The 12,644-nt window shown below is 36.2% G+C and carries 10 protein-coding genes; 7 read left to right on the plus strand and 3 right to left on the minus strand.

What is annotated here, in order from left to right; genetic code table 11:
• Positions 1–502 precede the first annotated feature (502 nt).
• On the minus strand, positions 503–1,612 hold the full coding sequence (locus LEP1GSC049_RS214625) for an LIC11274 family protein (RefSeq protein WP_004750376.1): 1,110 nt from the start codon (positions 1,610–1,612) through the stop codon (positions 503–505).
• A 143-nt stretch (positions 1,613–1,755) separates the two neighbouring features.
• On the opposite strand from LEP1GSC049_RS214625, the gene LEP1GSC049_RS214620 reads away from it, so the two are divergent.
• From LEP1GSC049_RS214620 to LEP1GSC049_RS214595, 6 genes are all read left to right on the plus strand, one after another.
• Positions 1,756–2,637 (plus strand): DUF2225 domain-containing protein, encoded by an 882-nt coding sequence (locus LEP1GSC049_RS214620; RefSeq protein WP_004750300.1) that lies wholly within the window; start codon positions 1,756–1,758, stop codon positions 2,635–2,637.
• Positions 2,634–3,431, plus strand: a complete 798-nt coding sequence (gene truA / locus LEP1GSC049_RS214615) for a tRNA pseudouridine(38-40) synthase TruA (protein ID WP_078131647.1) — start codon at positions 2,634–2,636, stop codon at positions 3,429–3,431. Before LEP1GSC049_RS214620 ends, truA begins: the two co-directional genes overlap by 4 nt.
• 2 nt (positions 3,432–3,433) lie before the next feature.
• The gene (locus tag LEP1GSC049_RS214610; RefSeq protein ID WP_004750377.1) at positions 3,434–4,252 is read left to right on the plus strand and encodes a hypothetical protein; all 819 of its coding nucleotides are present in this window, start codon (positions 3,434–3,436) and stop codon (positions 4,250–4,252) included.
• The gene (locus LEP1GSC049_RS214605) at positions 4,249–5,538 is read left to right on the plus strand and encodes an LIC11270 family surface protein (RefSeq protein WP_004763443.1); all 1,290 of its coding nucleotides are present in this window, start codon (positions 4,249–4,251) and stop codon (positions 5,536–5,538) included. Before LEP1GSC049_RS214610 ends, LEP1GSC049_RS214605 begins: the two co-directional genes overlap by 4 nt.
• Positions 5,539–6,320: 782 nt before the next feature.
• Positions 6,321–8,150 (plus strand): alginate export family protein, encoded by a 1,830-nt coding sequence (locus LEP1GSC049_RS214600; protein ID WP_004750369.1) that lies wholly within the window; start codon positions 6,321–6,323, stop codon positions 8,148–8,150.
• A gap of 73 nt (positions 8,151–8,223) precedes the next feature.
• Complete coding sequence (locus LEP1GSC049_RS214595) at positions 8,224–9,183, plus strand: sulfate ABC transporter substrate-binding protein (protein ID WP_244266180.1); 960 nt, start codon at positions 8,224–8,226, stop codon at positions 9,181–9,183.
• Between the two features lie 880 nt (positions 9,184–10,063).
• Here LEP1GSC049_RS214595 and LEP1GSC049_RS214590 read toward each other — a convergent pair.
• The gene (locus LEP1GSC049_RS214590; protein WP_004750638.1) at positions 10,064–10,471 is read right to left on the minus strand and encodes a 6-carboxytetrahydropterin synthase; all 408 of its coding nucleotides are present in this window, start codon (positions 10,469–10,471) and stop codon (positions 10,064–10,066) included.
• Positions 10,472–10,599: 128 nt separating this feature from the next.
• Between LEP1GSC049_RS214590 and LEP1GSC049_RS214585 the strand changes: the two genes are divergently transcribed.
• The gene (locus LEP1GSC049_RS214585; RefSeq protein WP_000141324.1) at positions 10,600–10,827 is read left to right on the plus strand and encodes a DUF1858 domain-containing protein; all 228 of its coding nucleotides are present in this window, start codon (positions 10,600–10,602) and stop codon (positions 10,825–10,827) included.
• A 698-nt stretch (positions 10,828–11,525) separates the two neighbouring features.
• On the opposite strand, the gene LEP1GSC049_RS214580 is transcribed toward LEP1GSC049_RS214585, so the two are convergent.
• The gene (locus LEP1GSC049_RS214580) at positions 11,526–12,299 is read right to left on the minus strand and encodes a hypothetical protein (RefSeq protein ID WP_004763430.1); all 774 of its coding nucleotides are present in this window, start codon (positions 12,297–12,299) and stop codon (positions 11,526–11,528) included.
• Positions 12,300–12,644: the final 345 nt, after the last annotated feature.

Genomic DNA, 12,644 nt, shown 5'->3' on the forward strand with positions numbered 1-12,644 from the left:
AAAACCCAAAGTGTAGGAACTATTACAAATTTAATTATACTTAACGTGAGTTCGGTATAAAGGAATCCATGGTTCATTTTTCTAAAAAAAGTTGTGATCTCGATTCCTAAAATGTGGGAACTCTCGCAAATCATAATTTTACGAACCAATTTTAAAATTGTAGGAACTCATACTTTTAAAAAATTCTTTCTCGTTTTCTTACGTCGAAGTTCACGTTATACTTAACGTAAATTCGTCGTAGGAATTAATTTTTATAAAACCGAATTTTTTCCTAAAATGCGGGAACTCCTACTTTAGAATCCCACTGTAAAAACCCAAAGTGTAGGAACTATTACACTTAGATTTATCAGTGAAAATTAGGAACTACTACAAAGAGCAAATACTACAGATAAAATTTAAAGTGTGGGAGCTCTTACACTTGAGAAAAATTTTTCTAAAACGCGACCCAAATTTTCGTTTTAGAACTGGCGCCCTGCATATAAACCCGAGCGCCGTCGAAACGTTATTTATTAGGAACCTTATCTCCGATCAACTGTTTGCGTTTTTCCTGATCCCATTTTAAGAAAATTCGATTTTTGACTTCGTCGTCATAAATTTTTTCTAAAATGTCCACAGCGTCCCTACGGTATTCTTCCGGAATTCTACGATCAAATACAGGACTCATTCTATGATCATATTCTAATGTTGGATTTTGACTGAAATCGTAATTGACTCCGTTGAGAGAAACCGGTTCGGAAGGTCCGGCTTTTCCTTCATCGTCTTTGATCGCCTCGGTTTTTGCGTCGCTTTTAAATAGATAATAATTATCGTATGGATATTTCAACTTAAAGATATTGATCGCATTTGCCCTTGCATCTCTACAAAGTTGAATCGCAGCGATGTAGTGCTCGATTCTATGTTTTCTATGGCTTGGTTGAAGTTTCTGGTGTTTCTCTAAATGTTTTTCGATTTTAAGAGCATTGTTACGGGTTTCTTTGGCGAGTCCCAAAAATTTATAACCCATTTCCATATTTTTCTCAATCGCGTATTTATTCGTTACGTAATGAAAATCTCTAGGATTGTACATTCTTCTAGTAAGAGGAGCTTCTCGATTCGCAGTCATATCTCTTACTATAAAAGAATTTTTACTCCACTCAATTGCAATATCTACTAAGTTTCTATCTTCCGGATTGTTAGGATTTTTCTTTTCAATCGCAGATTTTAAAATTTCTTCCGTTCTTTCTACATAGAACTGAGAAAGTTCTTCCAATAACATTTCTGTTCCAAGTTGAGCTTCTAAAAATCTACGATATGCGTTTACATGATTGTTTTCAAAAAAATATTGAAGTCCTTCTTGATAGAGTCTTTTGAGTTCCTTATATTTTTTAACTCTATCTCCGTCTTGTTCCGGAGTTCCCCCCGTTTGCTGATTATTTGTAGCCGTTGCACCTGTATTCTGTTGATTCTGTCCGCCAGGAACTTCTCCTTTGTAATTTCGAACAATCGGTTCGATCGCTCTTAAGTATAGAAGTAATTCCACCCTTTTTTTATAGGCCTTACTAGAAACCGCTTCTCCAAATACAGAAACGGGAAGAATGGAAATCAGAATGGATATAAGAATCAGTCTTTTCATCGGTTAACCTTTTCCAGAGCTTTCCGGTTTTTAAGCCGGAAGCAACAAAGAAATTAGTGCTTTTCTTCCTACTCTATCGGTTAGAATGGTGTTCGAATTGACAGCCCGTTCCCGTTTTTTTCGGGTTTTTCATATATAAGACTATGACAGCCAGCGCTCTCGCACAAGGAAAAAAGATCTCATTTCGTGCAAAGGAAGATACGGTTTGTCCGATCTGTAACGAAGTTCATCAAAAAGAAAATATGTTCCAAGGTGGTGGCCGTCTAATCGCCGGGAAACTAACCATAGAACTGAGAAGACTCTACGAAAAGAATAAAAAATTCGGTCGTGTCAGTCCGAACGACTATGTAATCAGTGTTTGTCCTCGTTGTCTTTATTCCTCTTTTTCCAAAGACTGGTCCACGTTAGACGCAGAAGAAATCGAAAAAGTCCGTTCTCAATTTGATACGAGACGTTCCAACCTCGAAAAAATTCTAGGTCCTTTAGATTTTTATCAGGATCGCAATTTAGTTTTAGGCGCCGCCTCTTATCTTCTCGCCATTGAATGTTACCAAAATCGAAAAGCTACTGTAGCACCTACTCCTAAAAAAGCAGTTTGTTCAGTTCGAGGAGCTTGGTATTTTGAAGATCTAAACAACGACTTCCCTAATATGGGATTTGACAAGGTTCGAGATCTTCTCTATCAAAAAGCAGCGGGTTGGTACACTGAAACCATGGAAATCATGCAAAGTGGATCAGAACCAGTAGATCAGGCTTCTTATATTTTAGGTCCGGATACGGATAAAAACTGGGCTTTTGACGGAGTCATTTATCTTTCCGCTTATCTCACAATGAAATTTAGGGATGAACTCGCATCCGATCCAGCAGCTAAACTCAATCTTTTAGTAAGAGCCAAAAGAACCCTTTCCAGACTGTACGGTTCCGGAAAAGGTTCCAAGTCTAAACCTTCGGTTATCATAGACATGGCAAAAGAGTTATACGATGAATATAGTAAACTCATCGAGGAAATGGGAGGCGAAAAATAAACTACGCCCTCCTCGTCGAATACGACGGACTTTGTTTCCACGGATTTCAAACTCAAAAAGGCCTTTCCAGTATTCAGGAGAATTTAGAAAAGGCAGCTGAAATTCTTCTCAAGGAAGAAATTCATATTTCCGGTGCAGGTAGAACAGACACAGGGGTTCACGCACGAGGAATGATCGTAAATTTTAAAACACAAACAGTCATACAAAATTTTAGTAAATTTCTTCTAAGTTTAAATGCAATCACGGACTCTGGACTTTCCGTACTCAACATGATAGAAGTGGATGAAAGTTTTGATTCACGTTTTTCTTGCAGTTCTAGAGAATACGAGTATTGGATTCTCAACACAAAATACCCAAGACCTACTTGGAAAAATAGAACCTTTTGGTATCAACATAGGATTGACGTTCCGAGATTAGAAGCCGAACTTGAGTTATTAAAAGGGGAACACGATTTTCGTAGTTTAGCCAAAGTTGCATCTCTCAAAGGTCGTTCTACGGTTCGAACGATTTTAGACGCAAAACTGGAACGAAGCTTAGAATTAGAAGGTCTTCTAAAAGTAAAAATCCGAGCTAACGGTTTTCTTCATAATATGATTCGGATTCTTACAGGTACACTTCTGGAAATCTCCAACGGTAAACGAAAAGACACAAACGTTTTGGAAATTCTTTCCTCTAAAGACAGAACGATCGCAGGAATCACACTTCCTCCTTACGGGCTTTATTTTATTAGAGCCTATTACGATTCTTACCCAAAAATCGATTTTATGTATTCTCATTTGGATTTTCTAAAATAGTCATGTTCTTTCGGTTTCGAATTTTCTTAAAACCTACGATACTGATTTGGTTTGTAATTCTTCCGGGAACCTTATTCGCTTCTCCTCAAAAACCAGGAACCTTCGAACTGTTAGGTGGGTATCAACCCAACTGGAATCGATTTTTCACTGAGTTTCTTCCGAAACGTACAGCACAAACCGGCAGTTTACCTTCCAGCGGTGTCATTTCCAGAGAGGATGAAGACGTAGAAAATCCAGAGGAAACAGACGAAGATAAACAAGAAGGATACCAAGACAATCGAAAAACGGAAGTTGGAGTTTGGGTAGGAGCTTCCAATCCGTTACCCGGAACTGAAACTCAGAAATATCTGGACACTACGTTAGGCGGCGGTTTCTTTTTTAGAATTCCCTGGCCTTGGATCTTTTATCTCGAGATGGGAGCTTTTTACGCAAACTATCTTTCGGCAACAGAAAGGGCTTTGACTACAATTCCGGTCTATCTTGCATTGGGTTATAAAATTCCGCTCGACCTTCCGATTTCGTTTATCCTTCGCGCAGGAGGTGGAGAAGCGTTTGTAGTAGCAAGACCTTCCAACACATCTCGTTGGGATCCAATGATGATCGTAGGATTAGAAACTAGTTTTGTAGCCGGAAAAAAAATTCGAATCGGAATTCGAATTGATTACAATAAAATTTATGAGTCTCGTATGGACGCCCCAAGAGAAACAAAATATCCTTATACAAGTCCTTATGAAGATTCCAGATTGAGTAACCCCAATTATTACAGAGTAGTAGATACTGAATTTTTTCAGTTCGGTTTGATGGTGAGTGTATTTTTATGAAACGATCTTATTTACGGTTTTTCTTAATACTTTCGTGTTTTCTAATGTTCTTTTGTAAAGTAGGCGATTGGCATGGGAAACATTCTAAAAATCCAGTAATCAGTACCTTATTCAATCAAAGAATGTTACTGCTTGTAAAAGGAACCTACGCCACTGATAATCCAATCGGATTCGAGGCCTATTCGGGTGGAACCGGTCAACTTTATCAAGATACAAGTGGTGAAGGTGCTGATCCTGCTTTTGGTTTAGATGGAGTACCCTTAGCTCAGAATCTTCCGATTTTTATAGATATAGGAGAAATCCGTTTATCTACTAAATATCAAGAAGGAGCTTTTGATCTGAGTTTAGTCAAAAACGTAAAAGATACAAAAAGTCTTTGGGATGAAATTGCACCCAATCGACAAGTATTTTGTACAATTCCTTATACCACAAATTCAAACTCCTGTCGTTTAAACGACGGTGAATTCAAAGCGATTCAATTTTTTAACGGAGAAGGAGTTGCTTATCCATCCAACGATCCCACATCCGCAACGGACTGGGGAGCATTTGGAAACGGGCCAGTTCAATTTTACTATACTGGTTTGTACTTAAGATCTTTGGTAACCGCTTGGGCCACCGAGCCAGGACTTACTTTTTCCAACCTCACTTTGTTTGATAATTATAGGGTGCCCGGAATTAATATCGTCCCTAGATTGAGTTATAAACCAGGAGCTGATGCTACTACAAAATCTGTTTTCCCCCCTCTTGTGTTTCCAGTACTCTACAAAGCGGAAAAAGGGGATCAGGATATGCTTATATATCCTGGTTTTGATCCTTATATTTTGGAAGTAAGGATCAATTTAAAAGAGAACCTAATGATTCATTCCTATGTTTCCAGTATAGGAGGAGTAAGAACGTTAGTTGGTATTAGTGACTGGAAACCGGATAGTGACCATAAAGGAGAATCAGATATGGGAGGAGGACTTCTGGTTCGTTCGAGGATCATACGTCCTGAAAAAGCCTCCAGCTTGACAGTGTTAGGTGGAACGACGTCTACGACCCATTATTATTCCGTTTATCGTCTTTCTGAATCTGAAATTGATACAAAACTGCCTCTTATGGCATCTCCCGTCCAAGGTGTTTCTACTAAAATGAAATACATTCATCCAGGAGATTATAGACTTCGTTGTGTGGGAGATCTTGCCAAAGTAGACGGTTATCCTGAAACCGTAGTGAGAGAAACCGTATTCACGGTTCCAGAAAATGCACCTCGTTCCGAAGTTCAAGTCAATCTAACTTGCCCATAGTTTTAAGAAAAGTTTGACATCTTAAAAAAATCTTTGAACTCAAGTAAACTCGAACGTTTTGACGAGTATGATAAAAATTTTTTACCCAGACCAATTTCTTACGCAGAGTTCTACGAAAACACATAAAAACAATTCGAATCTTGTTCAAAAATTTGAAATAAAATAGCCTTCCCTCAACAAAGTCATAAATTTCAAAATAGACTCAATTTTTTATATGTTCGCAAGAACCATTTCGACACCGTTGTTATGTTTCTTTGACCAGTAAATCTAGTACTTTTTTCTCACTCATGAATGCCTGTAGTTATTTTTTCTAAAATTTTAAGCTAACGTGAGTTTGACGTAAGAAAATAAGAAAGAATTTTCTAAAAGAATTCTGGTTTCGATTCCTAAAATGTGGGAACTACCTTAAATCATGATTTTACAAACCAAATCTAAAATTGTAGGAACTCATACTTTCAAAAAATTCTTTCTCAGCCAAACTCACCTAAAAACTAAATTTCTTTTTACAAAAAGTAAAATGTGGTTTTAGAACATGACACAAATCGTCTCATTTACCAAAATTAAAACATATTTAACTTATAAATAAAGATTTCTCTTTTCAAATTGAGAATTCTATTATATTCAAATAAAACAGAAATTCTTATTATATTGAGCAATCCTTTTCTAAATATAATAGCTTTTGTTTTATATAAAAGATAAAAAATCCAATATAACGAATTTAATATTGACTTAGAAAATAAAAACCTATTGTTTGGTAAAAAATTTCAAGGAGGGTAAGTAAAATGAAAAAAAATATAATTTTTAAAATATCAACCGGAGCTCTTTTACTCTGCTGCATAATTCCATTAAATTTATTCTCCCAAAGTTCCAAAAAAGAGAAAACAAACGGGCCAGTTCTTAATTTGGACCCTCCTTCCGACGTTAAGTATGAAGAACAACCAAACGACGGAAAAGGGATTCCTGAAATTCAAGAAGAGCTTGCTAAAGAAGAACCTTATAAAAGTCCCTACAAAGGAAAACTCCCAGGAGAATTTATGAAGTCCATGCTTCTTTCTCCAGAACACCAAGAAGCGGTAAGAAGGACGGACAAACTTTGGTTTGGAGATATTTTTAGAGCTGGTTTCCAAGTTCGCCCTCGTTTTGATTACAGTCATAACGCGGATTTCGATAAACGAACTCAAGATGATAGAAATTACGCGACTCAAAATTCTCAGGTTTTTTTCGTCATCGACCCCAACCCATACGTCGCCGCTAAGGTTACGATTCAAGACGTTCGAGTTTTTGGAGGTGAACAATCTCGTAAAGACGGACAACTCGGTTATTTAGGTCTTTCTAACTCTGCCGGAATAGAATTGAGTTCCGCTCCAACCGCAAACAATTCCATAAGTATTAAGAACAATACAGATTTACGAGAAGGTTTTGTACAATTGAAAAACTTTGCGGATGGTTTTGAAATTTTTATCGGAAGACAGATTTTCGGTTTTGGCGACAACAGATACGTTGGTGGAAGAAACGACGGTCAAACCGGCAACTCCTTCGATGGAGCTCGAGTAAAATACAACTCTAAATATTTCAACTCAGAAGCGTTTACTTCCATAATTGCAGAAGACTCAAATGCAGGAGCAGGAAACAACACAGCAAACGGCGTCAAACGTGGAACGGTCAATGATACCTACCTTTCCGGTTTATACAATACCGTTAAACTGGAAGACTTTAACCTAGATCTTTATTACTTCAACGTAGATAGAAAATGGGAACAAGGTCCAAACCCAGTCACAAGTCAAGATAGAACCAGACAAAGAGACGATTTAAACACCGTAGGATTTCGCTTAACAAATAGAACGGATAACAACCGTTTGCCGAAGACCAAGGCTTGGGATTGGACCCTGGAAGCCTCTTGGCAGTACGGCTACAATGGTCAAAGAGTCAACGCCGGTTGGGACACTCTCAAACAAACCGTAGACGGAAACCCCAACTCTAAAAGACTTTATACGGAAAGAGTAGAATACGATTCTAAATTTTTCATCGCTCAAACCGGTTATACTTTTTTTGATCGGTTCCGAGTAGGAATTCAATATTCGATCGCTTCCGGTGACCCTAATAGAACGGATAATAAAGTGGCTACTTATGATGCTTCCTTCGCGACTAGATCGGGAGGTTTTCCTTACTTTGATTCTGGAAATGGTCTCGCAAACGCGACCTTTTGGTCGAACACAAGAACCAAATCTATTCATCTAATGTATAATTCTCGAAATTACGGTAGATTTATATTCGTAGTTTATGATATTCAAAAGACTTCAGTAAACGACGCGTGGTATTCTTCCGGTGGCGCCGCAAATACAGGGCTTACTACGGAAAATTCTACAGGCGCAGCGTTCGGAGGATATAAGTTGGGAGAAAAAGGAGGCAAACGTCTTTTTTACGAATTCGATTTGATCTATCAATTTTACCTCAAGGACTACGTATCTATCTGGACCGGAGGTTCCTACCTTCTCGCAGGAGACGCAGTTCGAAACGCAAGAGTGAATCCTTGGGCTCCGAACATAAACGACAGATATACATTGGACAATAGGGCCTATAGTTTTTTTCTGTTCGTTCAATTTGCAATGTAATTCATAAAATTGGAATTAGGAAATCAGTATGAAAACAAATTTTTTTAAAACTACCACCATCGTGCTTCTTGCAATGATCTCAAACCTAGGGCTCTTTGCAAAAGATGTAACTCTACTTAACGTATCTTATGATCCAACGAGAGAATTATACGCAGAGTATAACAAACTTTTTGCAAGTTATTGGAAATCTAAAACTGGAGACGAGGTAAGAGTCAATCAATCACACGGCGGAAGTGGTAAACAAGCAAGATCTGTGATCGACGGTTTAGAAGCGGATATTGTTACTCTTGCACTCGCATACGATATAGACATCATCGCGTCCAAAGGTTTGATTTCCAGGGATTGGCTGAAAAGTCTTCCAAACAATAGTACTCCTTATACATCTACAATCGTGTTCGTAGTTAGAAAAGGTAATCCTAAAAATATAAAAGATTGGGACGATATAGTTAAATCCAAGGTAAGTGTAATTACTCCAAATCCTAAAACGAGTGGAGGAGCCAGATGGAACTATCTCGCCGCTTGGGCCTTTGCGCAAAAAAAATTCAACAACGATACAAATAAGGTCCAGGACTTTATAAAAACATTATATAAAAATGTTCCGGTTTTAGATTCAGGGGCCAGAGGTTCTAGTAATACTTTTGCACAAAACGGAATCGGAGACGTGTTGATCGCTTGGGAAAACGAATCCTTTCTCATTTTAGAAGAATTTGGCAAGGACAAATACGAAGTAGTCATTCCATCCTTGAGTATTCTCGCCGAACCTCCCGTAGCAATCGTGGAAAAAAATGCGGATAAACACGGAAATTTAGAAACTGCAAAAGCCTATCTCAAATCCCTCTATTCTGAGGCGGCGCAGGAAATTATTGCCAAACACGGTTACCGTCCTAGAAACCAAATCATACTTAAAAAATACGAGGCTAAATTTCCTAAACTGGATCTAATCACAGTAGACGGACATTTCAGCGGTTGGCAAAAGGCGCATAAAGATCATTTTGCAGATGGAGCTTCCTTCGATCAGCTCTATGTTAAATGAAATCAATAAATTCTTTCTAAATGGAAAAATAAAACCATATCTTTTTTCTATTACTCAATGTTATATAATAGATTAAGTAAATTTCTTTTAGAAAAGCAAATCTGAGCATAAACATTAAGTATACGCTATATAGATATCAATAAAAATTTAAAAATAATTTACTCAGCCTTAAAGACAACATGAGTAAATTATTTTTTTCTAAAATAGAAAATTTCTTTTTTTATTATTTTTATTTCATAAAAAACATTTCCACACACCATAAAACTTAAAAATTGATTATCGTAAATTTTTACTACAAAACATTAGACGCTCTTACAAAAATCCATCTCAAAAATATATCTTAGAATAATCGAAATCGGTATTTTAAGTAAAGATAAAGTATTTTTGAAATAGATTCTAGATGGTTTAACTTTTAAGTAGTACCCTAAATTTTTCAGACAAATTTTCGTTTAGGCAGAATTTTAAACATTCTATTTTAACGTGAGCTCGACCATGATTCATTGTTTTGAAAAAAGTTAGGATCTGAATTTGCAGATTAATTTCTAAAATGTGGAAACTACCACAATTTATAAAATAAAAGTTTATAACTGTCGTATTCAAGTGTAGGAACTATTACGAATCACGATTTTACGAATAAATTCCAAAATTCTAGAAACTCATACTTTTAGAAAATTTTATATTCAAGTTATGTAAAATTTAAAAACAGCCGTTTACTTTTACAAAAAACTTTCTATAACAGATACATATCTAACTTTAAAAATACAATCAAGAAGTCTCCAATTTTTAAAATATAAGAAAACACTAAAGCGATGATTTTTACAACTTCGTTGAAAGCAAAAGGCTTACATTGCACAATGCCTTTTTGCAACATCGCTTTTTACTAAAGCGATGTTGGCTCAAAAAAGGCGAGATTCTCGGGACCTTCATGAATGACGATTCGATCCACTCTTCCCCCGACGGTATGCACACTTTCCTTGAGATAATGATAAAACCATCTTGCAATGTTTTCTGACGTAGGATTGACCTTTTTAAATTCTTCTAAGTCGTTAATTAGAATATGATCCAACTTACCTACAAGTTCTTTGAGTTTTAGTTTGGAAGTGAGAAAGTCAAAACTGATCCCGTCGTCTCCAATGTTTTTTTTTCCAGAAAGATAAATTTCTACCTTCCAAGAATGTCCATGAATCGGTTCATCCGATCCGTCTGGAAAATATTTGTAGAGATAATGTGAGGATTCAAAACGTTCCTCAATTCGAATATAAAATCTTCCTGATTCTTCAAAAAACATAGATCTTGACTTTCTTTCCCACGTCTATATACTGGAATTCCGAGTTAATTTTGTTTCAGAGGAAAAATATTTCTCACAATTTGCAGAAATAAAATATCCAATAAAGTTTTAATGATAGGAGATATTCAATGACAGAAGTGGTCAAGCCAAGATTTTATAAGGAAATGACTGTGGGCGAAGCGATGGCGGTTCATCCAGAAGCAGGACTTGTTTTTTCAAGCTATCATTTAGGTGGTTGTTCCCACTGCTCCATCAACGAACTTGAAACCATAGAACAAGTTTGTATGGGTTACGGCGTGGAAGTAGACGTACTTGTCGAAAGTCTTAACAATCTTCTCGAAGATTCGGAAGACTAAAAAAATATCCCGGAGAAAAATCGTTTCTCCGGGTTCTTTTTCACCTTATCTAAACCCATCCTTCTTTTTTCAATCCATTCAACTAACTACTATACTCACCTCTATACAATTGAGCATTTTGTTATATAGTTCTGAGCAATTCCTACTTACATAAAACAATAACACTTTATGATAACCATTTAAATATTCGATTTGATGAAATCAGTAACATCTAAACACAAAAATCTTTTTTCTAAATTAACGCGAGTTCGACGTAAGAAAATTGGGGCAAATCCGGCTTGCCATAAGCAGCTCTTTTGCTCCGGTTAAGTTATTGTGAAATTCCAAACCAGATTCAATTTTTATAAAATATCAATAACTTGATCCTGCAGAGCGACCTGTCGAACGACCTAAAACGCGACCCTGCAGAGCGACCCTTAGGGAGTGATGCATTGAGTTTCAGGAAAGCGTTGTGCTTTAGTTCATTCATCGATCCTTTCGCGTTACGCCCTGCTCACGTTAAAATAGAATAAAACTTGGAGGTTCTACCACATTTTGGTTTTGGTAAAAAACAGATTTAGAAACTATAAGAAATCCAAACATAAACGTATCAGATACGAATACGATTAGAGTTGTTGAAAATTTCATATCTAATATTAGTAAAACAGAATTATTCATTTATATAAATTGACTTTAAAAATATATAATATTTTAAGATTTCAAACTGGAATATAGTAATAACGAATTCCTGCTTTTCTAAAATAACTCCGAATTCGTTTGTCCATCTCGGAACTTTCCATAGGTTTTAAACCTTTTAAAAAGGTTCCCTCGTTAATCTGTAATATTTCGCCTAATGTATCAAATCGATAAAATTCAAGTCCAGATTCCCTTTTGAGAACCAATAAGTTCATAGTCAAAAAATTTTCATTCCTATACTCTTCTTCGGAAGGTCCGTAAACGAATGAACTTGGAAATATTCTATAAACCGAACCCTTATACTCCACGGTATTTTTTCTTCGATCCAAATCCTTGAGTACGGTATAAGAAGACCAATCGGTTACAAAATAAATCGTTCCACAGCGAAACGTTATATAATGTTTTCCTTTTTTACTTGTAGCCACTGAAATCATATCTCCGGGAGAATAGTGTTTTTGCGCAATCCTATCGAGTCGATTTCGAAGTGATTCATCCAAAAATTCCACAGAGTCATTTCGTTTCATCTTTCCGAGTTGATGATAAATTCTATCAAACTCTTGTTTTTCGTACCCTTTACTTTTTACGAACGTCTCTAGTTGTTTTTTCAGGTTTTTAAGTCGGATTTGAAAATAAGGCGAATCATTTTTTCCAGCAAGTTCGAACATCTCTTCCCAAAGACTTTCCAATTCCCTTATTTCATCCTTTTGGTCGAAGGTTTTTTTTTCCACTTCCTCCAATATAACTTCAAACTTACGTTTTAGATCGAAAAAAAATCTGGAATCTTTTACGGGGTCCATAGAAGTATTTTTATTATCGGTTCTTTTTTAAAATTTTTAGAGGAACTATTCCTATTTTACATCCTAAACGCATATCCCCTGAATAGAATGTGTGGTAGATTTTGGATCGAAGTAAGTAACTTTAATCTCTATAAAATTAATTAACATTAATTTTTATCACAAAACACTGTTTCAGTGCAAAATATTGGTATTTTATTATATAACCCTGAGTAAGTTCTATCAAGTGATGATTCTGAAATCTTAAAACTATATTTTTAGCCCTTCGATACAAAACCAGTTTTTAATAGTTCTTTATCAACTTGGGAACACTACTTGCCAATACACCAAACACATGTTAAACTAACA

The sequence above is a fragment of the Leptospira kirschneri serovar Cynopteri str. 3522 CT genome, assembly GCF_000243695.2.
GTDB lineage: Bacteria > Spirochaetota > Leptospiria > Leptospirales > Leptospiraceae > Leptospira > Leptospira kirschneri.